This is a genomic window from Alishewanella aestuarii B11 (assembly GCF_000280055.1).
Classification (GTDB): Bacteria; Pseudomonadota; Gammaproteobacteria; order Enterobacterales; family Alteromonadaceae; genus Alishewanella; species Alishewanella aestuarii.
The window spans coordinates 20,564-47,178 of record NZ_ALAB01000008.1 but is presented as its reverse complement, the minus strand read 5'-3'; the positions used below and the strand labels follow the sequence as shown (position 1 = coordinate 47,178).

The following is a 26,615-nucleotide window of genomic DNA, read 5'->3' as shown; positions in this document are numbered from 1 at the left end:
ATGTGTTCGCCGGACGCTTACTAAAAACCCCATTTCAGATAAGGTTTCTGACAATTCAGAAAAACGTTTTAGCCTAGACTCAAGCTCTTTAACTTTAGCTTTTAGCTCTACATTCTCTACTTCTAGCAGGGACAAACGCTTCAAATCAAGCGATCTATGATTGCCAGTATTATCGTAGGGCTTAGCTTTATCTAAATCGTTTTTAGCGCTTTCCGATAAGGGTGGAAGCACGCCTTTATCACGTAAGTTATTTTCCAAGCACAATAAATCATTACGTAATTCAGGATTTTGACTCAGAGCAGACTTACCACATCCGATCGCTTTAGCAATTTCTGTACGACTTAACTGCCCCCTAAACACGATTTGTTTAAAGTCGTCGTCCTGTTGCGTTGCCACCCATACTCTAAAAGCGTTGAGATTATGCTGTGCTTTCTGCTGCCCGCTTGACATTAGAATTTAAAGTCCTGTTTTACATAAAGGAAAAAATGAGGAAACTTATCTCGATTCATGATCTCCTTTTTATCGAGATCACTTACAACCTTTCCATTTTTTAAGTCAGATGAGAAACCGTGCGCCATTTTCATAAGGTCTATAATTAAATCTGCAGAACAACAAAGCTCATCTCTTAATTTATGGCTTGAGAAAGATTCGTAAGACTCAATTTTCGCTGATGGGGCAGAACTTACTTTGAACATTTCTTCGCTCATCATTAGATACTCTCGGTTAACTGCATCTAATTCAATTTCAAGTTGTTTTATTTTTTTCTTTGCTTGCCGCAACTCAATCGATGCATTCACTGAGTCTTGAAGTTCGATTTGCTTTGACTTACCTGAAGTAAAGAATTTTTCAAGTAAAAAGCGATATTCTTTATTCCTTCTCATTGTCCCAGGATGAATTTTTTCATTATTATTTGATTCTATATATTCACTTAGATATTCACTTAACTTAGTGATATTACCAAAAACCTTATTTTGACTTTGAAAAGTCTTTAATGCAGATTTAATAAATTCAATACGAGCTTCAACTGCTTTTGCTTGAATCTCAATTTGCCCTGCCATGACTACTGGACTCCTATTTTTTGAACTATCATATTTTGCATCGAGAATTTACTTTCTATAGTCTTGAGTGTGTTTTTCACATCTAAAGAGCTAACTTTACACAGTGTCTGAAAATGATTATAAGCTGCATCAATATCGCTATATTCAGGAACTGAATTCCAATCGACTTTGTCAATATTTATCTCAGCAAGACGCATAAATCGCGCACTTTGAATTTTCAAACTTTCAGTTTGAAGTAGATCGGAACCATTAACTTCATCTAATCTTCTTAAAAATGCTTGCAAAGAACTTGTATCTGTCGTGATTGGTGTGTCATGAGTAAGCCGCTTTTTCCCATCGGCTGACATAATAAAAAGGCCATCGGGATTGTTGCTGATTACTTTTAATCTTATATACCAATTAGTAACTTCACGAAGTAAGCTATTACGATTTCTTTCTAAGTTCGACCTATCTATATCATTTAAATTTCCTAGATCAAGCTTGTATTTAATTTCTTTTAGACGTTCTGATTTAGATCTTATCTCAGCCGCAATTGACGGGATGTGATTGGTAGTTGTAATTGTAAAAGGACACTCGGAGCATGAATGTTCACCAATCTCAGAAATAATAGATCTTGGACAATCATTATTAAAAGGACAAATATGGGTTCTATTGAACGCCAATGCGCTTGCAGCTGCGACCCTTAGCGCATCTAAACCAGATGATGGTAGTGTCTCGTCATCCAAAGTAGCATCAGGTGAAAAATTCATTGAGCTGGCTTGATAATCAAGCTCTACAGTACCTTCAATTAGCCTTCTTCTAAAATCTACCTCATCAATACTTGCTTCAGACACGATTTTTTTGCCACTGAGATTCATCAATGACGAAAGATGAGCTATCAAATCTGAAGAGGTGCTGTCTAATTCAGTAGTATAATACCCAACTGTCGCCTCAGTTTGTCCAGTCATCAACTTTGAAACAACATCTTCACCAAGAGCAGGTGAATACACACTACTAACCATAACCCTTAATGAGTGAGGTGTAATTAACGTCCCACTCTTTATCGGCGTAAATGGAACAGCCTCTTCATCGAAGTATTTTACAGATGCATTGATTTCATCGATATGTTTCTTGAAATGTGAAACACAGTATACGTGTTCTGTCGGCGATACATGCTTTGCTGGCATATAAAAAATCTGGCTCTCTTCTATTTTAATGCCAGAAGCCGTCAAGCAATTTTCATACTGAGCAAGAATTGATGCCATTGGTAAGGATGAGGAAGAGTGTTGTTCAGTTGTGCGAAAAAGAGGCGTTATTTTACCCCACTTTGAACCTTCCTCAGCTTGATAATCAATTTCACTCAGACTCCATTCATACTTATTAAGCCTTAACAAATTTTCAACTTTTTTCAACATATTGAATGTGAAAAGAGGTATGAAGATTGGAAACTCTTTAGTTAACGCTTTATCGGTATTTATTAAAACTTTAACAAGATCATGATCTAATCCATCCTCATATTCTCTATCATCGCTTTCCAGAATTTTATAGGTATTCACATCAAGCCAAAAAGTATTACTCAGGCGTTGACCGCTATAAGCCATAAAACTTAACATTGCAATAGGATTAGCATTTGGCAGTCTAATATTTTGACCTGATTGCAGGCGATGCCAATATGTTCCAACGTCTGTTAGATCAATCATACCAATCTCAACATCAGTACCAAAAAAACTGAATTTTGAATTGATAGGATAATTTGCTAAGTCTTTTGCTGTTTTATAGCTCGAAGTAATTATTGATAAGTTGTCATCAAGCAACTTATTAGCAACCACTTTTAAGAATACTCGCAAACCTGACCAATAAGTTAAACTCATAACTTCTTTTCGGCTTTTGATGTATTTTGTACCCTTTACTTTACTCTGGGCCAGCCTAAGAGGATTACTTTTGATATAGAACTCTGAACTGCTATCTGTTGAACAAATTGAGACGAGGTGATCGAAAAATAGTGAAATATCTCGCATTACCCCTTTTGCTGTATTCTCGTTACTAGTACCAACTTTTGCTCTGGTCTGCTCATAGGCATGAACAAAATCTTCAAGCGAAACAGGAAATTGAAAGTCATCAGGAAGCTTAGATTCATATTCGAAAATTGAGCTGCGCTGAACAAAAATGGTAGAAATAAAGTCTCTTGGCCTTTCAGGGTATTTAATGCTACCAGTTTTACAGTTCAAAAAATAAGCTGGCAAATAGCTGAACAAATAAATGTTTAACACACTCAAGCGTAGCTCGGCATTTTTTCTTGTACCAGCTTCTCTCTTAGTATTACAGTAATCGATTTGAGCTACTTTCCACACTTGAGATATTTTGGCGTCCAAATTACTGGGCATAAAATCACTTCGTTTTACATCACTGCTATCCCAGTAACCGTATGAAATAACTTTACGATTGTAAGATTTGAAATATTCAACGCGCTCAGAGACATTGTAACGGACACCATTTTTTAAATAGTTAACTTCACCTAATAGAGCTATTGCTTGTGCTCTAGACCCTGATACAAAATCTATCTCACTGTTGTTCTGGGTGTCATATTTTTTTGACTTATTAGAGTGAAATTCATTAGAAAATTGAGGGTCATTTTTATACTTACTAAGAACTCCTATTAAAGCAGAAATCGAAATTGCAGGACGCTCAGGAACGCTGATGTAGTCAGTATAAAAAGCGTTCCAATCGGAATACTTAAAATCAGATAAAGTCTCAACACCTTGGCAAAGACATGCTCTTGCAAGAGCTAGGCTTGCACCTGCGCGACTTTTATATGCTATTGACGATTCCTCTATAGCAATTATTAGTTGTCGGGGGAGTTCATTGCCATGTTTAATTGCTCTTTCAGGTGTGCCAATAGCCAGAGCTTCAAATACTGATGTTGGATATAATTTTCTGTAAGTCTGGACTGTCTTAAATTGATTCTGCGATTGGACTGTAATTTTAAATGAAGAATTAAGTTTTATAACCTTAATGCAAGCTAGCCGAATCAAAAGCAGTCTTACATAGTTCCCTATTAAAATTGATTTGTTAACTGTTAGTTGATCAGGCATTAATCTAGAATATAGATTTATAACTTCTCGACCTATATCGGAAGAAGATGCTTCCTCATCACATAAACCCTGCTCAATTAACTCAAGATGATCACGTAGTTTATTTCTTATATGTGCTTGGTAGATTGGCTCGAAGATAATAGAGGCCTTTACCGAGTTCTTAGCACCTGCCTGATATCGGGGCATACTATCAATGATAGATTGGCAATGCTTAAATAGATTATCTTCATTTTCCTCAATAAAAATCATTCTATTCTCCCAACAAATTTAACATTAATTTGCTAAGAGACTGCTGCTTTACATTTTTAAGATTAACAGGCGTGCTTTCCAATAGCTTATTTGCAATTTGTATATCATTTTTATGTTTTTCTACATCAGGCACAGCATACTTCTCAGTATTTGTGATTGAAGTATGCCGCATAAAATACCGTACTTTTTCAAGTGGATACCCATATGAAATTTCACCATCTGAATTGGCAACAGGACAGAAGTTCAACATATAAAAGCCAAAAAAGTGTCTGGTTGAGTGGGGTGTCAAATGCAGCAAATGATCAAGATTCAGTCTTTTCAGATTTTCTCTAAAAGCATCAACGAGTGATTGATGACTCATATTGAACATTGGTCTAGCACCAAACCTAGGTGCAGTCAAAAAAAAGAACTCACTTGTAGACTCTGGTCGTTCACTTTTCCAATACGCTTCTGCTGCGTCAAAAAAAAATGACTTAAATGGTTCTATCAGGAATATCTTGTAGTGGTCAACACCCTTATGTCGCATGCTTGTGTAATTTTTAATGAATTCTTGCGCTTCAGGGCATGATAAAGCTACTGTCTCATTGGAAAAGTTTATATCTGTAACTTTGATTTGAAGAGCTTCATGCATCCGCAACCCTCCCCCAAACAATAGTGCATATAAGCACTTGTCCCTTAGAGAATTTAATCCTTGGCAAAAATCTATAACGTGTTTGATGGGGAATGACTTCGGAGCTAGCTCAGAGTCGGATATTTTTTTAATTATACTAGGAACAGAAAACAGACGTGAACTAGTCATGCTAGCCCCGCCGCTAATACATCCTGCTAGAAAAGATTTTGATAGCAGGCGCTTTTTTTCGTGTTCAGACATTTTTGCTCTTGATAATAATTCCGAGCTAAAAGCACTGGTTGAACTGACGTTAAGCAAGTTATCAGAAGCATAACTATGAAGGCTTTCCTCTAAACGCGCCGACTCTAGTGTGAACTGCTTAACTGTGGACAATATTCGTCTGATACTTGTGGGTTTTAAGCAAGGACTGTTTAAAAGCTTTGCAACTCTTGATGCCAATTCATCAGGCGCATCCTCTCCAAACGCAAGGAAAATTGGAAATGAATTAAAAACACGAACTAAAGGTGAGTAAAGAGAGCTATTATCGTTTAGATCTACAATTACTTGACTAGCAGTATTAAAATAATCATAAAAACGCGATAAATCTTGTGCTTTTGCAGAAACGGTTTGATAAGGCACGCCCAGCCTAACAAGGCCATTGACATAATGGTCGTACTCTAGAACATATTCTTCCGTCAGTATATTAAATAACCTAAAACGAATATTGTTATCGCTAAGTTTTACCTCAGACTTTCTTACTGTAACTGATGCATACTTATTCACTATATCAAGCTTCCTTGTTTGGCTTATCGCCATACCTGCGATGCACCAAAACAATAGCCTTTATATAGTGTTATTGCAAATTAAGTTAGTGCACCGCTGGCAAAAAAAAACCACCTTGAAGGTGGGATATATATATGGCGCGCTCGGCAGGATTCGAACCTGCGACCATCCGCTTCGTCACACTACAGCTTTCACTGCCACCAATATAGGCTTCGTGCGCTGGACTATACCTTTGCCATAACTAAGTAAAATATGCTTAGCGTTAGGCAGATGCCGTCTAGTCTCTGCACCTTCCTCATGAGAGAGGCTTGGCTCAGGATTGCCATCAGCTTTACCTGGAAGGTTTCCCTGAATTTGACATCTTACAACTCAAAAGTTTCCAAATGAGTGCCCAAATTTTGACTTTAGAAGGCGGATGCTCTATCCAACTGAGCTACGAGCGCATTTGTAAATACAATAAAACATACAACAGTGATGCACTAAACTAAAAACAATGTACTTTTTTACGATGAACTAAAATCTAACCTGAAATAAGAACCTATGACCCACGGCTTAGAAGGCCGTTGCTCTATCCAACTGAGCTACGGGCGCATAATGTACGCCTATCTGGGATAGAGATAGTAGTTGCTTATGTGGGATTTGAACCTTCGACCCGTTAGATCGAGAGCACCCAAACCAAGTGCGCTTCCTACTATCTCAAAATGGTCGGTGATGCAGGATTTGAACCTGCGACCCCTTGGACCCAAACCAAGTGCGCTACCAAGCTGCGCCAATCACCGACTATGCTGCACTGCTGCAACGGGGCGGAATATTAACGCCCGCGACCTGTAGCGTCAAACTATTTTTTGCTAATTTCAGCCGATTGGCGATTATTTGAACCTAAAGCGAGAAAAAGCGGCGGTTGCCGATCAAGGATGGCAGAAAACTGGCTGCTGTGCGAAAATACTGCTTTCAAAACTGGCGGGAATTCAGCAGGCATGACAGCACAAATTATTGATGGTAAAGCCGTTGCCCAGGCAACAAAAGATAAGGTCGCAGCACAGGTTCGGGCACGGGTTGCCGCCGGTAAGCGTGCACCAGGTCTGGCAGTGGTGTTAGTCGGTCTGGATCCGGCGTCGCAGGTATACGTCGGCAGCAAGCGTAAAGCCTGCGAAGAAGTGGGTTTTCACTCGGTGTCCTATGATTTGCCGGCAGATACCAGCCAACAGCAATTATTCGATTTAATTGATCAGTTAAATCACGACCAAAGCGTCGATGGTATCTTGGTTCAGCTGCCCCTGCCCGCCGGTTTAGATGCCTCAGCCATTTTAGAGCGGATTGACCCCAGAAAAGATGTTGATGGTTTTCATCCTTACAATATCGGCCGCCTGGCACAGCGGATGCCGGCACTGCGTCCCTGCACGCCGAAAGGCATTATGACCCTGCTGCACAGCACCGGGGTCAATATCAAAGGTATGGATGCGGTGGTTGTTGGTGCCTCTAATATCGTGGGCCGGCCGATGGCGCTGGAGCTGTTACTGGCAGGCTGTACCACTACCGTATGCCATAAATTTACTAAAAATCTGGAGCAGCAGGTGCGGCGCGCCGATTTACTGGTGGTGGCGGTCGGCCGGCCGGAGTTTATTCCGGGTGACTGGGTTAAACCTGGTGCTTTAGTAGTCGACGTCGGTATCAACCGTCTGGATAGTGGTAAACTGGTCGGTGATGTCGACTATGCCAATGCGGTTAAGCATGCCCGCTATATCACGCCAGTACCGGGTGGTGTCGGCCCAATGACCGTCGCCAGCCTGATTGAAAATACCCTGGAAGCCTGCGAACTGTATCATGACGCCAGCTAAATCTGGCTCATTCGGGCTCTAAACCCAAGCAATAAAAAACCGCAATTAAGCGGTTTTTTTATTGCTTACTGTGCTTTGTATTTCGCACTTGGCATTTCGAACTTAAAACTTAGCGCTTAAGCTTTACGCCAACTGGTGACACCGTTTTTATCTTCCAGCACTATCCCCAGTGCTGTCAGCTCGGCGCGGGCCGCATCGGCTGCCGCCCAATCTTTCGCAGCACGGGCGGCGTTACGTTTCGCTATTAAGGCTTCAATTTGTCCCACTTCATCATCCGAAGCACCGGATTTTAAGAAGGCTTCGGCATCGCCCTGTAAAATCCCCAGCACGCCCGCCAAAGTTTGTAACACCGCAGCTAACTCAGCGGCTTTGGCCGGCTCAGTGGTTTTAAAACGGTTTACTTCGCGCGCCAGTTCAAATAACACCGGTAAGGCTTCCGGGGTATTAAAATCATCATCCATCGCCGCTTTAAAGCGCGCGACATAGTCATTATTTAAATCGACCTGTGTTGCCGGCGTAATATCCCGCAGCGCATTATATAACCGTCCCAACGCCGCATGTGCCTGCTCTAAATTCTCTTTTGAGTAATTCAGCTGACTACGGTACTGGCTGGATAATAAGAAGTAACGTACGGCTTCCGCATTGTACTGCGCCAGAACTTCTTTGACGGTAAAGAAATTACCCAAGGATTTGGACATCTTCTCTTTATCAACCTGCACCATACCAGTATGGATCCAGGTATTAACGTACTTATGGCCATGGGCACAGGTCGACTGGGCAATTTCATTTTCGTGATGCGGGAACTGTAAGTCTGAACCGCCGCCATGAATATCAAAATGCGCGCCTAAATGTTTGGCACTCATGGCCGAACATTCGATATGCCAGCCCGGCCGGCCATTGCCCCACGGTGATTGCCAGTAAGGCTCACCCGGCTTGGCCGTTTTCCACAGCACAAAGTCCAGTGGATCATCTTTGCTATCCGAGACTTCTACCCGGGCACCGGCTTGCAGCATCTCCAGGTTTTGCTGGCTCAGTGCGCCATAAGCTTGATACTTGCTGACATCAAACAGCACATCACCGTCTTTAGCGATATAGGCATAGCCTTTATCCAGCAGCTGCTGCACCATCAGGATAATCTCCTGCATATGGCCAGTTACCGTCGGTTCAATATCTGCCGGCAGCAAGCCCAGCGCCTTGAAATCGGCATGCATAGCCTGGGTAAAACGGGCTGTTAAGGCATCACAGCTTTCGCCATTTTCCGCCGCACGTTTAATGATTTTATCGTCAACATCAGTGATGTTGCGCACATAGGTCACATCATAGCCGCAAAACCTTAGATAACGGTTAATCACATCGAAAGCGACATAGGTACGGGCATGGCCAACATGACAGTAATCGTAGATGGTAATACCGCAGACATATAAGCCCACTTTGCCCGGCGTAATAGGGGTAAAGACTTCTTTTTGACGGCTTAAGGTGTTGTAAATCTGCAGCATGCTGTCCTCGTAATTGCTGGCCCGATAAAAAGGGAGCTAGTGTAACATTGCCGGACAAGGCCCGCTATCCTTGCTTTGTTTATCACGGCGGCTGCGCTAGAATAGACGCACTTTAACCTGACAGGACCCTATACTATGGTTAGCTTACATACCAATTTTGGCGTAATTAAACTGCAGCTGTTCGCCGACAAGGCCCCCGCTACTGTTGAGAACTTTTTAAGCTATGTAAAAGATGGCTTCTTCGACGGTACCATTTTTCACCGGGTCATTGACGGCTTTATGATCCAGGGCGGCGGCTTTACTCCGGATATGGATCAGAAAGACACCAAGAAACCCATTAAAAACGAAGCCAATAACAAGGTTTCGAATAAAAAAGGCACTATTGCGATGGCTCGCACCAGCGATCCGCACTCAGCCACCTGCCAGTTTTTTATCAACGTTGCCGATAACAACTTCCTGGATTTCAGCTCAGAGAGCATGCAAGGCTGGGGTTACTGTGTATTTGGTGAGGTGATCGAAGGCATGGACGTGATTGATAAGATCCGTAAAGTACGCACCGGTCGCTTTGCCGGCCATGCCGATGTACCAGTCGAGCCGGTCGTAATCGAGCGCGCTGAGCTGCATAGCGCCTAAGCGGTATTGGCGCAGATGGCGTATACGCTTTTTATTGCCGATCTTCATCTGGCAGCAGACAGGCCTGATATTACTCAGGCCTTTTTGCACTTCCTCGCTACTGAAACGCAGCAAGCCGATGCGCTCTATATTCTCGGTGATTTATTTGAAGTCTGGATTGGTGATGACAATCCGGAGCCATTACTGGCAAAAGTTGCAGCGGCACTGCAAGCGGTCAGTAAACAGCTGCCAATATTCTTTATTCACGGCAACCGTGATTTTCTGTTAAAAGCGCGTTACGCCAAACAAGCCGGCATCACCTTATTGCCGCAGCAGCAGGTGATTGATCTCTACGGCACTCCTACGCTGATAATGCATGGCGATAGCCTCTGTACGCTGGATCTGGCCTATCAGAAATTCCGCCGCTGGTGGGATCAGCCTTGGTGGCAGACACTGATGTTGTCTTTACCACTTAGCATACGACAGCGGATTGCCCGTAAAGCCCGCGAAAAAAGTGCTAAAGCGAAAGCGCAATATATGCGACAAGATGCCGCCAGTATTATGGACGTGACACCAGAAGAAGTGCCAAAAGTGATGGCGCAATTTGGTGTGCAGAAACTGATCCATGGCCATACCCACAGACCGGCAGTACATCAGCTACAAGTTAATGGTCAGGCAGCAGAGCGTTATGTGCTGGGTGACTGGTATACGCAAAGCAGCTATCTGAAAGTCACTGCCGAACAGTGGCAACTGGTATTTGATCCGCTGCCAGCGACATCCTGATTAGTATCAGGCCATCGCCTGCAGGCTCGCGGCCGGTACCCCGCTATGAAACTTAAAATCAGCATCCGGGCCTAAAATCAGCTCGGCTTCAACGCCGGAAAAAAACGCCACCCGCGCACTGATATCGCTACCGGCAATCTGCTGTGCCAAGCTCAGGTAATCCTGATAATGGCGCGCTTCCGAGCGCAGCAGTGAAATATAAAAATCACCAATTGCAGCTGGCAATAAAGGTGCCAGGCGGGCGAAACGCTCACAGGAGCGCGCTTCGATAAAGGCACCACAAATCAGTTTGTCGACCAGCGCGTTCGGCTCAAAAGTACTGACGTGCCTTAGCAAACCTTTGGCGTAACGGCTGGAGGTAATCTTGTCGTAAGGTACGCCGAACTGCTGCATTATTTCCAATACTTGATAAAAGTGGTGCAGCTCTTCTTTAATTAACAACACCATTTTGTCGATCAAATCCTGCCCATAGGCCGAGCTGGCTTTGGGTAGCATCGATTTTTTCAGCTTGTGCTCGGCCAGTTGCTGCCAATCGCCAAGCTGGCGGTAGGTAAAATCCTCGTATGGCTTTAACCATTGCAACAAAGCTTCAGCGCTTTGCTCATCTACCGCATAGCGACGAATTAAAAACATCGCAGATTGCGCCGCCTTTAACTCACAGATCAGGTGATCCGTCAGCAATACCGGCAAAGACTCAGGCTTCGCCGCTTGCGCTAACCAGGCATCAGGAGTAACACAGCCAAGAAACTGCTGGATCGGTGCCAACAGCTGTTGATATTCGCAACTTTGCATCAGATAACCGCTCTAAAAATCAGCGCTAAAGTATACCGAATCGGCTACAGCGCCGCCAGCAGCTTCCAATAGCTTACTTTGCTAGTGTTTAAAAATTCAACGCCAAGCTTGACGAAGTTCTGACCATCAGTCATAACTTAACTACGGGCAACTGCGTTATTGCCCGGACAAGGGTGCAGTTTTGCAGTAATAAGGATAATAATTATGATACTAAACCATTTATGGGGCTTGTATGCCCACCCGAAAGAAGAGTGGCATACCATTGATGCCAGACACGAAAGCTTCCGCTACAGCATGATTCACATTTTATTGATCGCGCTGATCCCCTCTTTGTGTGCCTATTATTCAGCGGTGCATCTGGGTTGGAGCATCGGTGTGGGTGAAAGAATCTTTTTAACCGCCGAAAGCGCACGCTTGATGGCGGTGGCAATGTATATCGCCCTGATTGCCGGTGTCTTTGCACTGGGCTTATTAGCACATTGGATGGCCCATACCTTTGGCGCTGAACCCACTTATACCCAAACGCTGGAGCTGGCATCCTATACCTCAACGCCACTGTTTATGGTGGGTTTAGCCGCGCTGTATCCTGAGCTGTGGTTTGTAATGATGGTTGGTCTGGCCGGGCTAGCCTACTCGGTGTATTTGCTCTATGTCGGGGTACCGATCCTGATGCATATCCCGGAAGAACGTGGTTTTATTTATGCCAGTTCAGTAGTAACTTGCGGTCTGGTGCTGCTAGTGGTGGTGCTGGCTGCCACAGCGATTCTATGGAGTTCGGGTTTTGGCCCGGCCTTTACCCACTAACCAATAAAGACACTTTAGCTAAATCAAACAAAACGGCTGCCACTGGCAGCCGTTTTTGTATGCTTAGAGCTGGACTCAACCTTCGTTATAGGTCTCCAGATGTGAGGCCATTGACATGACTGAAGCCGCTTTGGCATCGTCACTACGCATCTGATCCAGCCGGTTCAGGTAATCCTGATCAATATCGTTGGTGACGTAATGACCATCAAACACTGAGGTTTCAAAACGCTTGATTTCAGGGTTTTCACTACGCACCGCAGCAATAAGATCCGGCAGCGATTGGAAAATCAGGCCATCGGCACCGATGATCTGACAGATGCTTTCGACATCATGGCCATGCGCAATCAACTCATTAGCCGATGGCATATCAATACCATAGACGTTCGGAAAACGAATTTCCGGCGCGGCAGAGGCAAAGTATACTTTTTTGGCACCGGCTTCCCGCGCCATTTCGATGATCTGGCCAGAGGTAGTACCGCGGACGATCGAATCGTCAACCAATAATACATTCTTACCTTTAAACTCCTGCCAGATCGCATTCAGCTTGCGCTTTACCGATTTCTTGCGCTGCGTTTGTCCTGGCATAATAAAGGTACGGCCGATATAGCGATTTTTCACAAAGCCCTGGCGATACGGTAAACCGAGGACACTGGCAATTTCCAGCGCTGCGTCATTACTGGTTTCAGGGATAGGGATCACCACATCGATATCCAGATGCGACCACTCGCGTTTAATTTTCTCACCCAGATATTTCCCCATCGCCACGCGCGAGGCATACACCGAGATATTGTCCATCGTCGAGTCTGGCCGCGCAAAATACACATATTCAAAGATACAGGGGGTATAGCTTGGGTTTTCTGAACATTGCTGGCTGTGCAGCTCGCCCTGCTCGGTAATATACACCGCTTCACCCGGCGAAATATCACGCAGCACGGAGAAGCCATCCGCATCCAGCGCCACACTCTCTGATGCCACCATATATTCAGTGCCAGCCGGTGTTTCACGCTTACCCATTACCAGTGGCCGGATGCCGTTCGGGTCGCGGAAGGCAATAAGGCCATGACCGATCACCAGAGCGACTGCTGCATAGCCACCGCGTACCTTGCGGTGCACATTGGCAATGGCTTTAAAAATTTGCTCTGGCTCCAGCTGCATACTACTTTGCACTGCCAGTTCATGCGCCAGCACATTCAATAATACCTCGGAGTCAGAGGTGGTATTTACATGGCGGCGCGCCAGCCGGAAGATCTCGTCTTTCAGTTCATGCGCATTGGTCAGGTTGCCATTGTGCGCCAGAGCGATACCAAAAGGGCTATTGACGTAAAATGGCTGTGCTTCTGCGGTGCTGGAAGAGCCCGCGGTAGGATAGCGAACATGACCAATACCTATTTTACCGGCCAGGCGCTGCATATGGCGGGTTTCAAAAACATCTTTAACCAGGCCATTCGCCTTGCGTAAGCGCAAGGTATTATTATCCACCGTAACAATACCGGCCGCATCCTGCCCACGGTGCTGTAACACTGTCAGACCATCATATAAGGCCTGATTGACCGGATACTTACCTACGATACCAACAATACCACACATTGAAATTTCCTCGCCGGCTAGGGCTTTTGCATAAAACTGGAATGGCTTTGCAAATACTCGAAAAACCATTCAATGATAAAACCAAATTCGGGGATCAATACCGATTGTCGCCACCAGTCACTGCTGGCAGCCGGGGTAAAGGCATCAGCAAAAAACAACACCGCACTAACTACCAGCACGCCACGCAGCGCACCGAAAATCAGCCCGAGCAGCCGATCGGTGCCAGACAGTCCCGTCGATTGCACCAGCTTGCTAATCAGATAGTTAATTAAAGCACCAACAATCAGTGCGCTGATAAACAAAATGGCGATCGCTACAGCGTTTCTGATGGTGTCGTCGGTAAGGTTAGTGAAAAAGCTGGCAAGATGCGGATGGTAAGAGCTGGCAATAAAGAAGGCGGCGATCCAGACGGTCAACGAGATAGCCTCTTTTACGAAGCCCCGGACCAGACTTATCACGGCGGATAAGGCAATGATCGCCAGAATGGTGAAATCAATCCAACTCATTTGCTACCAAAGGATGCTTATTGACGGCGCGCATTCTACCAAATTGCGCCGTGCAATAGCTAATTATTTTCCGCTGGCTGGTAATTGCTAATCACCAACCGCTCTACGCCGGTAAGCTGGCGTAGCTTAGGTAATCCCTGCTCCAGCTTTTCACGGCGAATTTCCGGGCCAACGAAGACACTGGTTAACTGCTGGCCACTAGCATTGGTAATGTCGCGGGTAAAGGTGGTAAAACCTTCCTGGCGCAACTTGGTCACCAAAGCATTGGCGTTTTGACGGTTACTAAAGCTGCCTACTCTGACAACCCAGGCAGCCTGATTCAGCGCTGGCATGGAAGCTGATGGCGGGTTAGCCGCCGCCGGCTGACTTACCGTAGTAGGTGCCGGAGTTGTTGCAGTCTGGGTTTGCGCTTGCCCTGCAGCATCAACAGTCACAGTCGCAAATTGCTGTGATGGCAACTCCGGCCGACTGGCCGTTTGTTCGTCCAGCGGCACCTCACCCTGCTCTGGCTGTTGCTCGGAGACGACTTGCGCTTGCGTCAAGGCACTGTCATCAAAGGGTGCAACCTGCTGCACGCCTGCAAACTCCGGGCGCTCCGGAATGACCTGGAAATCGTCCTTCACCACCTGCTTTTGACCGTCCAGCAGATCCGGCAAAAATATAATCGCCAGCATCAGTAAAATACTGGTACCGAGCAAGCGATGTTTAAATTTTGCACTCATTCTTCCTCCCGCGACAGCGCCAATACGCCGGCAACAGTAACAAAAGATCCAAAAACAACCAGCAAATCCGTCGCGGCCATAGCATCACGAAGCTGGGTAAAGGCCTGGGCCACATCCTGATGTTGCGTCGCCTGCACGGTCGGTAATACCGTGTCTAGCGCCGCAGCAAGTTGCTCACTACTGGCTCCCCGATTACCGGGTAGGCTGACAAGATGCCACTCATCGATACAGGTCGTCAAGGGCAGTAGCGCCTGTGGCAAATCCTTATCTTTCAGCATACCCACCAGGCCAATCAGCCGCGGATAGCGTTGGCGCAGTTGTTGGAGTTGGCTCGCCAAATAAGCCACCGACTGCGGATTATGCGCCACATCAAGCAGTATTGCCGGTTGTCGTTGCAGCCACTGCATACGTCCGGGCAGGCTAAGCCTGGGTAACGCCTTTGCTAATAGTGCTGAATCAGGTAATACGCCCAGTTGCTCCAGTACCGTTAGCGCCGTCGCAACATTTTGTAGCGGCACCGCCGGTATCGGTAAACCACCACGCTGCTGTTGTCCCTGCCAGCTCCAGCTATCAGCCTGTTGTTGATAATAATAATCGCGATTGATCAGCAGCAACTTAGCCTGTGTCTGCAGTGCTACGGCACTGACGCTTTGCGGTAGCTGCGGGTCACCACAAACAGCAACTGTATCAGCGCGGAAAACACCGGCTTTTTCACGCCCGATACTTTCGCGGTCCGGCCCCAGAAATGCCTGATGATCCAAGTCGATGGTCGTAATAACACTGATATCAGGATTAACGATATTAGTGGCATCCAGGCGGCCGCCTAAGCCAACCTCAATCAAACAAAAATCCGGCTGCGTAGTACGCAGGATGGCAAAGGCCACTAAGGTGGTAAATTCAAAATAAGTTAACGGAATATCCTGGCGTAAGCTTTCAACCTGCTGAAAGGCACTCAGCCAGGCATCATCTGCCACATCCTGGCCATCGATACGTAAACGCTCATTAAAGCGCAGTAAATGCGGTGAGCTGTATACGCCTACCCGATAGCCCTGCGCCAGCAGCAATTGCTCCAGGGTGCGCGCTGTGGTGCCTTTGCCGTTGGTGCCGGCAATCAGGATAACCTTGCCAGGCAAAGCAGCTAAGTTACCGCGGCTGGCAACTTCGGTTACCCGCTGCAGACCCAGTTCAATTTTATCAATAGGATGGCTTTGTTCAATATAACAAAGCCAATCGGCCAGGCTATGGCACGATTGGCTGGTCAACGGCTGGACAGACATAACTCTCCGGAATGCATTACTCCGACTGTGGAGCAGGTAATTGCATAAACTTCGCTAAAAGTCGGGCAATTGTATCGCGCATTTTCCGCCGGTCAACGATCATATCAATAGCACCGTGCTCCAACAGGAATTCGCTGCGCTGGAAACCCTCCGGTAGTTTCTCGCGTACGGTTTGTTCGATCACGCGCGGACCGGCGAAGCCAATCAGTGCCTTGGGCTCACCGATATTGATATCACCCAGCATCGCCAGACTGGCCGAAACACCACCCATGGTAGGGTCAGTTAATACCGAAATATAAGGCAGCCCCTGCTCGCTCATCCGGGCCAGCGCAGCACTGGTTTTCGCCATTTGCATCAATGAGAACAAGGCCTCCTGCATCCGGGCACCACCACTGGCAGAAAAGCAGACAAAGGGGATTTTATGTTTTAGCGCATATTCAACGCCTGCGACAAACTTAGCACCGACGACAGAAGCCATCGAACCGCCCATAAATTCAAATTCAAAAGACGCCGCCACCACAGGCATACCGTGCAGGGTGCCGTGCATCACTACCATCGCATCTTTTTCATTGGTTTCTTTTTGGGCAGCGACAATCCTGTCTTTGTACTTCTTACTGTCTTTAAACTTTAATAAGTCTTGCGGCTCTAACTCAGCTGCCAGCTCGGTAGTTGAGTGCGTGTCAAAAAAATGCTGTAAACGGCTGCGGGCAGAGATCCGCATATGATGATCGCACTTTGGGCAAACCCCAAGATTACGATCCAGATCGGCTTTATACAGTACCGCATCGCAAGACGTGCACTTGGTCCACACCCCTTCCGGAATATTACGGCGATCTGACGATGACGTTCTGGGCAGAATCTTTTCTAACCAACTCATAACCTTTTCCTAATTTGGTAATTGCCGGCGGAAGCGGGCAAAAAATACGCTAAAACCATCGAAATGGCGAAAATGCGGCTATTAAAACACAAATCAAGCAGGGCAGAATACAGAAAACTGGTCTTAGTAGTGCGCGACGCTACCCTGCCCTCAGGTCGGTGGCAAAAATAACGGCCCCAGCTCAACCTGCGGTATCGCATAGTGCGCGGGATAATCGACCTCCACCAGATACAAGCCCCCTGCTTTCGCCGTTGCTGCCGCCTGGGTACGATCCCGGCTGGCCAGCAGTTGCGCCAACCACGCCGGTGGCTGCCGCCGCATGCCGATTTCTAATAAGCTACCGGTAATATTCCGTACCATATGATGTAAAAAGGCATTGGCCTTGATATCAAGGACAATATAGTCACCAAAGCGTTCAATGCGCAGATGATGCACATTGCGAAACGGCGTTTTTGATTGGCACTGGATGGCACGGAAAGCACTGAAATCCTGCTCCCCCAACAAGGCCGGCGCTGCTTGTTGCATCAGTGCAATATCCAGCTGCTGATGATAATGACTTAGCCCGGCGCGCAGAATAGCCGGACGATGTTTATGATTGTAAATTACGTAACGGTAACGGCGCGCTGTCGCGCTGAAGCGGGCGTGGAAATCGTCCGGTACAACCTTGGCCCAACGCACGGCAATTTGATCCGGCAGCTGGGCATTGGTGCCCATGACCCAGGCTTTTTCATCCCGCACTGCGTCGGTATCAAAGTGCACTACCTGACCGGTGGCATGCACACCCGCATCGGTTCTGCCGGCACAAAAGAGTTCTACTGGCTGATTGGCCACTTTGGCCAGTGCTGTTTCCAGTTCCTGCTGCACGCTATTAACTTCGCGCTGACGTTGCCAGCCATAAAAGCTGCTGCCGTCATATTCGATTCCTAAGGCTATCCGCATCTTGGCCCCTACTAAATTTCGGGGCTAGTATAACCCAGCGAGCGTCAGTTACCTACTCTGGCCGCAGCTGACGTGCTTCGTCTTTAACATGCTCAGGTGCCGCTGAGGTTAGGATTTCATCAATCAGCAGGGTCGCACTTTCAGGTTCATCCATCTCGATATAAGCCCGTACCAAATCTAACTTGGCGGCGAAGCCGTTATCTTCCTGATCAACATCCATCTTGGTATGCTCACCGATAATATCGGCAAATTCATCCAAGCCAACATCCACATTCAGCTGCTCAAAACGGCTTTCGTCGTTATCAGGTTGTTCCAGCGCCGATAATAAATTATCAATTTCAACAAAATCGGTATCAGCCAAAGCAATATCAGATGTCGACTCAATTTCCTCCTGCTGCTTATCCTGTTCAGCGCTAGCAAGATCGGATTGCAGTTCTGGCTCATCCTGCTCAGCCGCTGGCGGCGTTATGTGCTCCAGTTCATCCAATAATTGCTCAAACTGACTATCTTCCAAATCGGTCAGATTCAGCTCTTCTGGTGTTAGCTCATTTACCGCTGTATCAAGCTGCTCAGCGTCCGGATCCGTCGTCAGATTTTCCAACTGCTGCGATAACAAAGCCAGCTGTTGCTCATCTTCCGGATCAAAATCAGACAAATCCAGTTCCGGATAGGTATCCAGTACCGCGCTGGGATTCTCAACGGCCAGCATCGCTTCTGAAGGTTGTTGTACCGACAAATCTTCGGCTTCAGTCAAATCAACGCTTGGCACCTCTTCAGCGTCAGACTCGATCTCCGGCGCAGCCATGGTATCCAGTAAATCGGCTTCTGCTTCGCTGGTTGTGACGAGCGGTAATTCTTGCTCTGCTTCCTGTTCCGCCAGCCATTCCTCATCTAAGATAGCGGCGTCTGACAACTCGGTGCTGTGATCTTCCTCATCTGATGCACTATGCTGCCCGGCAATGGCAGTTTGCTCTGCAGCCTGAATCAGTATATCGTCCAGCTCGCTCTGCAACCGCTCTTCGTCTTCGGTTAACAACTCATCCAGACTTGTCGTGTCCTGTTGTGCACCTTCGGCGGCGAGTTGCTCGGCAAAGGCTTCTAACTCTGAGCTATCAAAGCGGGGCTCAGCACCGGCAATTTCCTCAATACTCTCCGACGCTAGGAGGTCAGCTTGCTGCAGACTGTCTTCTTCCAGCCCAGCATCAAACTCGTCTGGCGTGATCTCCGGTTCTGCGACAACGGCAAGCTCTGCTGCTTGCGTATCGGGATCTTGTGGCCAGTCCAGCTCAATTTCCTCAAGCAAATTATCAATATCATCCTGATCTGTGAACTCAGTTTGCTCTCGCTCCACCTGAGCCGGGGTAAGTTCCGGTGCGGCCGCCGCTTCCGGTTCGGCAAACTCGATGATTTCCTCTGCTTCTGGTTCGTCCTCGGCCGCTAACAGCGAGGCCAGGTCAGTATCAGATAAGATATTGTTGGCATCAAAATTAAAATCTGCGCTCTCCGGTAAAGTTGAATCATCACTGCTTGGCGTGACTTCGGCATCGGAGACATCGTCCAGTGAAAAATCTAATTGATCGTCCTGCGGCACATCTAAGACATCTGTCGATAACACATCGACATCCAAATCGTCCAGCAAGATATCGTCGCTAAAATCACTCAGTCCATCCTCTACGGCGGCACTGGTGCTGGCTTTTGCTACCGGGGTAGGCTCAAAGGCGTCGTCCAGTAAACTATCGTCTAGTGTAAAGAGGCTATCGTCAAAGTCCTGACTGCTATCCAGTGGCGGTACCGGTGATTGATAACCGGCTGGCGCAACCGGCTCTTTCGTCGCAGCACTGATCACTTCTTCGGTCTTCTGACTACGACGTTTAAACCAGAACAACAAACCGACTAATGCCAGAATTGCCGGGAAAGAGGCCGCCAAAGCCCAAATCAGCGGGTTATTCAGCCAGGAACCACTGGCTGCCTGTTGCTGCGCCTGGGCTGCTGCCAGCACTGCCAGACGACGGGCTTCCTGTTCAGCCAGTATTGCCTGCTGTTGCTCCAGTAACTGGTTCAGTTGCTGCTGTAACAGGCTATCTTCCGCCAACTGAGCCTTTAACCCCTCTAACTCTTGCTGCAGTCGACCAAGAGAACCACGTAACTGCTCATTTTCGCGGGCAATGCCTTCAATCAATAGCATTGAGCTTTGATAGTTATCTTTTAGCGTATTTAACTCGGTCAGTGCTTGTTGTTGCACCTGATTAGGTTTAGCGGCTTGCTCGCGCGCCCGGGCTCTGGCCTCTGCTTCACGGCGGGTACGCTCCGCCCAGGCCTGATCATCCAGTTCGGCTTTACGTCTGGCTTGCTCGGCATCGACACTGCGAATTTCCCGCAAATCTGGCAGGATTAAGATCGCGCCCGGCCGTAAATGATTAAAGTTAGCGTCATTAAAGGCACCAGGGTTTTTCAGAAACAGCGCGTACATCACCTGATAGGTGGTCACGCTATCGTTGGGCTTAACCTGCTCGGCAATCCGCCATAGGGTATCGCTGGCCGTCAGCGGGCCAAACTGTTGCTGGATAAAGGCATTATCGCTGCTTTTCGGGCCACGGATCTGCGTTGGCGTACTTTGCGAGAACGCAAACGTCGAAAAATTGACAAGCAACAATACTAATAAAATACGAACGGGCATCAGTTTTCCTTAGCCGAGCAACCAGACTCACGTCATTAAGCCAAACTTTATTTCAGAGCTATGCAAACAGCGTTCCATCATTCTCAAAGTCTGCCCGACAACTATAATGCAGATGCAGGAAACTGACCAGAGGCGAGCCTCTGTTACCAAGCACCGTTGCCGTTATCACCGCCAAAACAAAAACAGGCCGCAAATGCGGCCTGTAACAGTAATATACTACTTTACGATTATCTGACTACAGATAGTCACGGATCAGCACTTCGGCGATCTGAATACTGTTGGTGGCAGCACCTTTACGAATGTTATCGGCCACAACCCACATATTTATACCATTTTCATGTGATAAATCCTGACGGATGCGGCCAACAAAGACGTCATCCTTACCGGTAGCACTGCAAACCTGGGTTGGGAAGTCGGCATTGTTTTCCAGTAATACCACACCCGGCGCATTGGCCAGCAAGGCTTTCACCTGCTCTGGCGAAATCGGCATCCGCGTTTCGATATGCACCGCTTCGGCGTGACCATAGAATACCGGTACCCGCACTGCAGTGGCATTAACGGCGATGCTGCTGTCGCCCAGAATTTTCTGGGTTTCCCAGTGCATCTTCATTTCTTCTTTGGTGTAACCATTTTCCAGAAACACATCAATCTGCGGAATAGCATTAAAGGCAATTTGCCGGGCAAACTGCCCCTTCTCATCCAGTGGCCGGCCGTTCATCAGCTGTGCGGTTTCGCTGGCCAGGGCTTCTACTGCTGATTGTCCGGCACCACTGACCGACTGATAAGTTGCCACATTGACCCGACTGATACCAACGGCATCATGAATTGGCTTTAACGCCACCAACATCTGAATCGTCGAACAGTTGGGGTTGGCAATAATATTCCGGTTACGGTAATCGGCAATGGCCTCTGGGTTCACTTCCGGCACCACTAATGGAATATCCGCCTCGTAACGAAAATGCGAGGTGTTATCAATCACCACACAGCCAGCTTCCGCGGCTTTAGGGGCATAAATCGCCGAGACACTGCCGCCGGCGGAGAATAAACCAATCTGTGCCTGGCTCCAGTCAAAGGTTTCAGCATCCAGCACCGTCAGCTTTTTACCCTTAAAGGTCACAGTACCACCGGCCGAGCGGCTGCTAGCCAGCGGGAACAGTTGCGCAACCGGAAAATCACGCTGCTCCAGAATTTCGATTAAATGTTGGCCGACCAGACCGGTCGCGCCCAAGACTGCGACATTGTATTGCGACGCCATGCGGTGCATCCTCTTATTACTGACGACTAAAGCCTAAGGAGTCAAGCCAGGCCGGTAAGGCCGGGCCACTCAGTTGTAGCGCACTGTACTCGCGCCTCGCAGGATAAGACTTTCTGAGCCAGTCAAACCCGTTACCTGTTATATGATACCGGAACAAGGCATCATCCCGCCGCACATCATATAACATCCTGGCGAGATTTTGGACATCTGGAAGCCCAAAATTAGCGGAAAGTTGTAGTTTTTCCATTGCTGGCACCGGCAAGAGCGCGGCCAGACTCATCCGGGGCGGTTGTTGCAGCAGTTCACAGCAACGCCGATACAGCATTTCAGTACCTCGCGCCTTGCCTTCGACACTATGACCGGCAATATGCGCCGTGGCCAGATCGCAATAAGGCAGTAGCGGCAACAAGATATCCGGCTCCTGTTCCCACACATCCAGCACCAGCGGCCGACGCTGCTGTTGTTGCGCCGTTAGCAGCGCCTGATTATCGATCACGGCGCCACGCGAGGCGTTGATAATAGCGCAGTCTGGTTTTAACAGCGCCAGGTGCTCGGCATCCAATAAATGGTAGCTGGGATAAGGCCCGGTTTTTTCAAGCGGGGTATGAAAACTAATAATATCGGCCTGCTGGCACAAGGTCGTAAAATCAGTGTGCGGAAAATCCGGCTCTTGCGCAGCACGCAGCGGATCACAGAGCAGCAGCGGGATCCCCAGCGCCTTTGCCGCGGTTGCTAAACGCTGGCCGATACTACCGACCCCGACAATACCCAGCACTTTATGCGGCAATGACCACTGATAACGCTCAGCCAGAAACCATAAACTGCTAAGTACATATTCCAGCACCGACTGGGCATTGCAGCCGGGCGCCGAACTAAAGCTAATCTGCCGGGAAGCTAAATAGTCAGTATCAACATGTTCAGTACCGATAGTGGCCGTGCCGACAAAACGTAAGCGGTTGTTCTGTGACAGCAAACTGGCATTGACTGGCGTCACCGAACGCACCAGCAGGATATCGGCCTCGCGTAATGTTTCAGCCGTTACATTACGGCCATCAAAGGTCGTTACCTCGCCAAGGTCGGCGAAAAACTCGCGCACCAGCGGCATATTTTCATCAGCGTAAATGTTCATTATCGGCCCCGTTGTTCGGATGCGTGCATTCTAGCAAGAAAAGTCGTGTCGCAAGAACTGAACTTGAGCAAGAAAAAAGGCGCTGATGTAAGCGCCTTGAGTAATAACAGCTGCAGTTAGCCGTTATGGCATTGCATTGCGCTTAATAGCGCTGCATTACCCTTTGTGACGTTGCATTACCCTTTGTAGCGTTGCATGACTAAAGTGGCATTGGTGCCGCCAAAGCCAAAGCTGTTTGACATCACGGTATTTAAGACTGCGTCGCGGGTTTGGGTCACGATATCCAGACCTTTGGCCGCCTCATCCAGCTCACCGATATTGATCGACGGCGCAATAAAGTTATGCTTTAGCATCAGCAGCGAGTAAATGGCCTCATGCACACCGGCCGCGCCCAGCGCATGACCGGTCATCGCCTTAGTCGCACTGATGGCCGGGGTTTTTCCGGCAAAGACTTCCTGGATCGCGCCCAGCTCCTTGACATCACCCACCGGGGTACTGGTGCCGTGAGTATTCAGATAATCAATAGGTGCGTCAACGCCTTGCATCGCCATTTGCATACAACGTACGGCGCCTTCGCCGCTTGGTGCCACCATGTCATAACCATCTGAGGTCGCGCCATAGCCGACAATTTCAGCATAGATGGTCGCACCGCGCGCCAGCGCGTGCTCTAACTCTTCGACCACGACGATACCGCCACCGCCGCTGATCACAAAACCATCGCGATTGGCGTCATAGGTACGCGAGGCCAGCTCAGGGGTGTCGTTGTAACGGCTGGATAAGGCACCCATTGCGTCAAACTCCATCGCCAGTGTCCAGTGCACTTCTTCACCACCACCGGCAAACACGATATCCTGCTTACCCAGTTGGATCAGTTCCATCGCATGGCCGATACAGTGTGCGCTGGTGGCACAGGCTGAACTGATGGAATAGTTTACGCCTTTAATTTTAAATGGCGTGGCCAGACAGGCCGAGCAGGTGCTGGACATGGTCTTTGGCACTGCATAGGGGCCAACCCGTTTTACGCCTTTTTCACGCAGAATATCGGCCGCCTCAACCTGAGTTTTGGACGAAGCGCCGCCCGAGCCAACCACCAAGCCAACGCGCGGATGCGAAATCTGCTCATCGCTTAAACCGGCATCCTGCATCGCTTCCTGCATCGCCAGATAAGCATAGGCAGCAGCATCGCCCATAAAGCGCATCGCTTTACGATCAATCAGTTCGCTGGGGTCCAGTTTAATATTGCCCCATACCTGAGATCTTAAACCCAGCTCTGCGAATTCCTCGGCACGGCTAATACCGGACTTACCCGCTTTTAACGAGGCCAATACCTCAGCCTGATTATTACCGATACTAGATACAATGCCTAAACCGGTGATCACGGCTCTTTTCATGCTAACTCCCCATGCCTGTCGTTACAGGTGCTCAATGTTAAAAATTATCTTTGTCATGCTGCCGCCCAGTCAGGCCGCAGAATTAATACCGCAATTCTACGGACTTTCGCCGCAAAACTGGTCTGCTTTCAGCGCACAGCTGTACTCTGTTTTCAATTTTGCTTCAGGCTGCGGTAAACTACAAGATGAAATTTTGCCAAAGGTTTGTTATGTCTGTCCTATCGCACGCCCGGATCCACTTTAATGCTCAGGGTACACCTATTGCTACCGATTTTGATGACATCTATTTTTCCAATGACGGCGGTCTGGCTGAAACTGACTACGTGTTTTTGCAGCAAAACGGTTTACCAGAACGCTGGTACACCCACCCTCGCCCCTGGTTTCATGTGTTGGAAACCGGCTTTGGTACCGGTGCCAATTTCTTACTTTGCTGGCAACGCTTTCGGGAATATCGTCGGCAGTATCCGGATGCCCGCTGTCAGCGGCTATATTTTAGTAGCTTTGAAAAATACCCGTTAAGCCGCGCCGATCTGACGCAGGCATTAAGTGTGCATACTGAGTTAGCCCCACTTTGCCAACAGCTATTGGCCGCCTATCCGCCGGCCACCGCGGGCTGTCAGCGATTATTGCTGGATGGGGGCCAGGTGATGCTGGATCTGTGGCTGGGTGATGTTAATGCGCTCTTACCCACAGTTCCGGAGCAGAATCGGGTCGATGCGATCTTTCTTGATGGTTTTGCGCCAGCGAAAAACCCTGATATGTGGCAGCCGGGATTATTTCAGCAGCTATTTCGCTTAAGTTATCCCGGCACCCGCCTTGCCACCTTTACCTGTGCCGGCGTGGTAAAACGCGGCCTAAGCGCAGCGGGCTTTCAGCTTGCCAAGGTAAAAGGCTTTGGTAAAAAGCGCGAAATGCTGATTGCCTGGCATCCACAGCCGGCTGAGTCGTTATCCCCCGACAGGCAGCACAGCGATCCTGTTAGTGCTCCTGTCACCATTATCGGTGGTGGTCTGGCAGCCTTAACCACCGCCTGCGCCCTGCTGCGTCGGGGTATTGCTGTAACGCTACTCTGCGCCGATGCCGAAGTTGCTCAGGGTGCTTCACATAATCGCCAGGGTGCGCTTTATCCAAATCTGCCAGTTAAGCTAACGCCACAAGGGTTATTTCACTGTCAGGCCTTTTGGCAAGCGCGGCAGTTTTATCAGCACTGTCAGCAACTGGGCTTAGACTTTCCGCTGGATTACTGTGGTGTGCTGCATCTGGCCAGCACAGAGCAACTGGCTGAGCGGCAACAAAAAATGGCAGAGGCTGCGGTCTGGCCAGCTGAGTTACTACAGTTTGTCGATGCGGCAGCTGCCACTGAGCTCGCTGGTGTGAGTTTGCAGCAGGGCGGCATCTTTTTGCCGCTGGCCGGTTGGCTGGCACCGCAAGCCTTTTGCCACGCATTGTGGCGCTACCTTAGCACCCAGCCGGGCTTTAGCAGCCAGTTTAATTGCCGCGTAGAACAGTTAAGTGCCCATGCAGATGGCTGGCGACTGCATACCGCGACAACGACACTCACCGCACAACAGCTGCTGGTCGCTAACGGTGCCGATCTAACCCGCTTAGCCCCCTTTGCCGCTCTGCCGGTAAATCGGGTACGCGGTCAGGTTAGCCATGTCGAAGCGCCGGATCTGGCGCCATTGCGCACTGTAATTTGTCATAAAGGTTATCTGACGCCTGCCTGGCAAGGACTGCACTGTATTGGCGCCACCTTTGACCGGACAGCAGATACGGCACAGTTAATGGATACAGACGATACCCAAAATATTGCCGAGCTGCGGCAACAGTTACAGGCACCTGACTGGAGTCAGCGTTTAATGGTTAACTCGGCGAAAGCCGCTTTTCGGGCGACAGTACCGGATCATCTGCCACTCTGTGGGCGCTACCACCCGGAAAACACTGGCGAGCCGGCACCACTTTGGCTAAATGTCGGTCTGGGTGCCCGCGGCTTGTTATTTGCACCGTTATTGGCTGAGTACTTAGCCGCTGTAATCAGTGGTGAACCGCGGCCACTTAGCCAGAGCACAGCGAACTTACTGAGCCCGGCACGCTTTAATAAAAAAGCGGCGACTTAACCCCAATTATTTGCTAGAGTTTTTATTACAGGAAACTAATCA

22 protein-coding genes and 1 tRNA gene are annotated in these 26,615 nt (G+C 48.2%); 6 read left to right on the top strand and 17 right to left on the bottom strand.

Going from position 1 to position 26,615, the window contains the following annotated elements; all coding sequences use genetic code 11:
- The 5 genes from AEST_RS04960 to AEST_RS04940 form a co-directional block, all read right to left on the bottom strand.
- Window positions 1-450 (bottom strand): VPA1267 family protein (locus AEST_RS04960; protein WP_083840389.1); only part of this gene is annotated, 450 nt, incomplete at its 3' end.
- Window positions 450-1,058 (bottom strand): hypothetical protein, encoded by a 609-nt coding sequence (locus AEST_RS04955; RefSeq protein WP_008607478.1) that lies wholly within the window; start codon window positions 1,056-1,058, stop codon window positions 450-452. The genes AEST_RS04955 and AEST_RS04960, both read right to left, overlap by 1 nt.
- 2 nt (window positions 1,059-1,060) lie before the next feature.
- Window positions 1,061-4,378 (bottom strand): hypothetical protein, encoded by a 3,318-nt coding sequence (locus tag AEST_RS04950; RefSeq protein ID WP_008607477.1) that lies wholly within the window; start codon window positions 4,376-4,378, stop codon window positions 1,061-1,063.
- A 1-nt stretch (window position 4,379) separates the two neighbouring features.
- Window positions 4,380-5,771 carry a tyrosine-type recombinase/integrase gene (locus tag AEST_RS04945; RefSeq protein ID WP_169313970.1) on the bottom strand — a complete coding sequence of 464 codons (1,392 nt, stop codon included), beginning with the start codon at window positions 5,769-5,771 and terminating at the stop codon, window positions 4,380-4,382.
- 702 nt (window positions 5,772-6,473) lie between these two features.
- Window positions 6,474-6,550 (bottom strand) — tRNA-Pro (locus tag AEST_RS04940).
- Between the two features lie 198 nt (window positions 6,551-6,748).
- Between AEST_RS04940 and folD the strand changes: the two genes are divergently transcribed.
- Window positions 6,749-7,609, top strand: a complete 861-nt coding sequence (gene folD / locus AEST_RS04935; protein WP_008951449.1) for a bifunctional methylenetetrahydrofolate dehydrogenase/methenyltetrahydrofolate cyclohydrolase FolD — start codon at window positions 6,749-6,751, stop codon at window positions 7,607-7,609.
- A 116-nt stretch (window positions 7,610-7,725) separates the two neighbouring features.
- On the opposite strand, the gene cysS is transcribed toward folD, so the two are convergent.
- Window positions 7,726-9,105, bottom strand: coding sequence for a cysteine--tRNA ligase (gene cysS, locus AEST_RS04930; protein WP_008607474.1), 1,380 nt, complete (start codon window positions 9,103-9,105; stop codon window positions 7,726-7,728).
- 135 nt (window positions 9,106-9,240) lie between these two features.
- On the opposite strand from cysS, the gene AEST_RS04925 reads away from it, so the two are divergent.
- Together AEST_RS04925 and AEST_RS04920 are read left to right on the top strand one after the other, a co-directional pair.
- Complete coding sequence (locus AEST_RS04925) at window positions 9,241-9,738, top strand: peptidylprolyl isomerase (protein ID WP_008607473.1); 498 nt, start codon at window positions 9,241-9,243, stop codon at window positions 9,736-9,738.
- Window positions 9,739-9,753: 15 nt separating this feature from the next.
- Entirely contained in the window at window positions 9,754-10,500 is a 747-nt protein-coding gene (locus AEST_RS04920; protein ID WP_008607472.1) for a UDP-2,3-diacylglucosamine diphosphatase, read from the top strand.
- Between the two features lie 6 nt (window positions 10,501-10,506).
- Here the strand turns inward: AEST_RS04920 and miaE are convergent, their stop codons facing one another.
- Window positions 10,507-11,292 (bottom strand): tRNA isopentenyl-2-thiomethyl-A-37 hydroxylase MiaE, encoded by a 786-nt coding sequence (miaE, locus tag AEST_RS04915; protein ID WP_008607471.1) that lies wholly within the window; start codon window positions 11,290-11,292, stop codon window positions 10,507-10,509.
- A gap of 204 nt (window positions 11,293-11,496) precedes the next feature.
- On the opposite strand from miaE, the gene AEST_RS04910 reads away from it, so the two are divergent.
- Window positions 11,497-12,096, top strand: a complete 600-nt coding sequence (locus AEST_RS04910; protein ID WP_008607470.1) for a Yip1 family protein — start codon at window positions 11,497-11,499, stop codon at window positions 12,094-12,096.
- A gap of 75 nt (window positions 12,097-12,171) precedes the next feature.
- Here AEST_RS04910 and purF read toward each other — a convergent pair whose 3' ends face one another.
- The 10 genes from purF to fabB form a co-directional block, all read right to left on the bottom strand.
- Window positions 12,172-13,683 carry an amidophosphoribosyltransferase gene (gene purF, locus AEST_RS04905; protein ID WP_008607469.1) on the bottom strand — a complete coding sequence of 504 codons (1,512 nt, stop codon included), beginning with the start codon at window positions 13,681-13,683 and terminating at the stop codon, window positions 12,172-12,174.
- A gap of 17 nt (window positions 13,684-13,700) precedes the next feature.
- The gene (locus AEST_RS04900; protein ID WP_008607468.1) at window positions 13,701-14,189 is read right to left on the bottom strand and encodes a CvpA family protein; all 489 of its coding nucleotides are present in this window, start codon (window positions 14,187-14,189) and stop codon (window positions 13,701-13,703) included.
- A 59-nt stretch (window positions 14,190-14,248) separates the two neighbouring features.
- On the bottom strand, window positions 14,249-14,911 hold the full coding sequence (locus AEST_RS04895; protein WP_008607466.1) for an SPOR domain-containing protein: 663 nt from the start codon (window positions 14,909-14,911) through the stop codon (window positions 14,249-14,251).
- A complete protein-coding gene (gene folC / locus AEST_RS04890) occupies window positions 14,908-16,188 on the bottom strand; it encodes a bifunctional tetrahydrofolate synthase/dihydrofolate synthase (RefSeq protein ID WP_008607464.1) in 1,281 nt (426 codons plus the stop codon). The genes AEST_RS04895 and folC overlap by 4 nt, the downstream gene beginning before the upstream one ends.
- Before the next feature lie 16 nt (window positions 16,189-16,204).
- The gene (gene accD / locus AEST_RS04885; protein WP_008607463.1) at window positions 16,205-17,065 is read right to left on the bottom strand and encodes an acetyl-CoA carboxylase, carboxyltransferase subunit beta; all 861 of its coding nucleotides are present in this window, start codon (window positions 17,063-17,065) and stop codon (window positions 16,205-16,207) included.
- A gap of 150 nt (window positions 17,066-17,215) precedes the next feature.
- The gene (gene truA / locus AEST_RS04880; RefSeq protein WP_008607462.1) at window positions 17,216-18,004 is read right to left on the bottom strand and encodes a tRNA pseudouridine(38-40) synthase TruA; all 789 of its coding nucleotides are present in this window, start codon (window positions 18,002-18,004) and stop codon (window positions 17,216-17,218) included.
- Between the two features lie 52 nt (window positions 18,005-18,056).
- On the bottom strand, window positions 18,057-20,681 hold the full coding sequence (locus AEST_RS04875) for a FimV/HubP family polar landmark protein (RefSeq protein ID WP_008607461.1): 2,625 nt from the start codon (window positions 20,679-20,681) through the stop codon (window positions 18,057-18,059).
- A 235-nt stretch (window positions 20,682-20,916) separates the two neighbouring features.
- A complete protein-coding gene (locus AEST_RS04870; RefSeq protein WP_008607460.1) occupies window positions 20,917-21,936 on the bottom strand; it encodes an aspartate-semialdehyde dehydrogenase in 1,020 nt (339 codons plus the stop codon).
- A gap of 16 nt (window positions 21,937-21,952) precedes the next feature.
- Entirely contained in the window at window positions 21,953-23,065 is a 1,113-nt protein-coding gene (locus AEST_RS04865; protein WP_008607459.1) for a 4-phosphoerythronate dehydrogenase, read from the bottom strand.
- A 176-nt stretch (window positions 23,066-23,241) separates the two neighbouring features.
- Window positions 23,242-24,456, bottom strand: coding sequence for a beta-ketoacyl-ACP synthase I (fabB, locus tag AEST_RS04860; protein ID WP_008607458.1), 1,215 nt, complete (start codon window positions 24,454-24,456; stop codon window positions 23,242-23,244).
- A gap of 34 nt (window positions 24,457-24,490) precedes the next feature.
- Between fabB and AEST_RS04855 the strand changes: the two genes are divergently transcribed.
- Together AEST_RS04855 and mnmC are read left to right on the top strand one after the other, a co-directional pair.
- Window positions 24,491-24,700, top strand: coding sequence for a hypothetical protein (locus AEST_RS04855; protein WP_008607457.1), 210 nt, complete (start codon window positions 24,491-24,493; stop codon window positions 24,698-24,700).
- On the top strand, window positions 24,666-26,573 hold the full coding sequence (mnmC, locus tag AEST_RS04850; protein ID WP_008607456.1) for a bifunctional tRNA (5-methylaminomethyl-2-thiouridine)(34)-methyltransferase MnmC2/FAD-dependent 5-carboxymethylaminomethyl-2-thiouridine(34) oxidoreductase MnmC1: 1,908 nt from the start codon (window positions 24,666-24,668) through the stop codon (window positions 26,571-26,573). Before AEST_RS04855 ends, mnmC begins: the two co-directional genes overlap by 35 nt.
- Window positions 26,574-26,615 lie beyond the last annotated feature (42 nt).

Coding starts and splice junctions, on each gene's coding strand:
- AEST_RS04955 (WP_008607478.1), bottom strand. CDS start 1,058: ATGGCAGGGCAAATTGAGATTCAAGCAAAAGCAGTTGAAGCTCGTATT.
- AEST_RS04950 (WP_008607477.1), bottom strand. CDS start 4,378: ATGATTTTTATTGAGGAAAATGAAGATAATCTATTTAAGCATTGCCAA.
- folD (WP_008951449.1), top strand. CDS start 6,749: ATGACAGCACAAATTATTGATGGTAAAGCCGTTGCCCAGGCAACAAAA.
- cysS (WP_008607474.1), bottom strand. CDS start 9,105: ATGCTGCAGATTTACAACACCTTAAGCCGTCAAAAAGAAGTCTTTACC.
- AEST_RS04925 (WP_008607473.1), top strand. CDS start 9,241: ATGGTTAGCTTACATACCAATTTTGGCGTAATTAAACTGCAGCTGTTC.
- AEST_RS04920 (WP_008607472.1), top strand. CDS start 9,754: ATGGCGTATACGCTTTTTATTGCCGATCTTCATCTGGCAGCAGACAGG.
- miaE (WP_008607471.1), bottom strand. CDS start 11,292: ATGCAAAGTTGCGAATATCAACAGCTGTTGGCACCGATCCAGCAGTTT.
- AEST_RS04910 (WP_008607470.1), top strand. CDS start 11,497: ATGATACTAAACCATTTATGGGGCTTGTATGCCCACCCGAAAGAAGAG.
- purF (WP_008607469.1), bottom strand. CDS start 13,683: ATGTGTGGTATTGTTGGTATCGTAGGTAAGTATCCGGTCAATCAGGCC.
- AEST_RS04900 (WP_008607468.1), bottom strand. CDS start 14,189: ATGAGTTGGATTGATTTCACCATTCTGGCGATCATTGCCTTATCCGCC.
- AEST_RS04895 (WP_008607466.1), bottom strand. CDS start 14,911: ATGAGTGCAAAATTTAAACATCGCTTGCTCGGTACCAGTATTTTACTG.
- folC (WP_008607464.1), bottom strand. CDS start 16,188: ATGTCTGTCCAGCCGTTGACCAGCCAATCGTGCCATAGCCTGGCCGAT.
- accD (WP_008607463.1), bottom strand. CDS start 17,065: ATGAGTTGGTTAGAAAAGATTCTGCCCAGAACGTCATCGTCAGATCGC.
- truA (WP_008607462.1), bottom strand. CDS start 18,004: ATGCGGATAGCCTTAGGAATCGAATATGACGGCAGCAGCTTTTATGGC.
- AEST_RS04875 (WP_008607461.1), bottom strand. CDS start 20,681: ATGCCCGTTCGTATTTTATTAGTATTGTTGCTTGTCAATTTTTCGACG.
- AEST_RS04870 (WP_008607460.1), bottom strand. CDS start 21,936: ATGGCGTCGCAATACAATGTCGCAGTCTTGGGCGCGACCGGTCTGGTC.
- AEST_RS04865 (WP_008607459.1), bottom strand. CDS start 23,065: ATGAACATTTACGCTGATGAAAATATGCCGCTGGTGCGCGAGTTTTTC.
- fabB (WP_008607458.1), bottom strand. CDS start 24,456: ATGAAAAGAGCCGTGATCACCGGTTTAGGCATTGTATCTAGTATCGGT.
- AEST_RS04855 (WP_008607457.1), top strand. CDS start 24,491: ATGTTAAAAATTATCTTTGTCATGCTGCCGCCCAGTCAGGCCGCAGAA.
- mnmC (WP_008607456.1), top strand. CDS start 24,666: ATGTCTGTCCTATCGCACGCCCGGATCCACTTTAATGCTCAGGGTACA.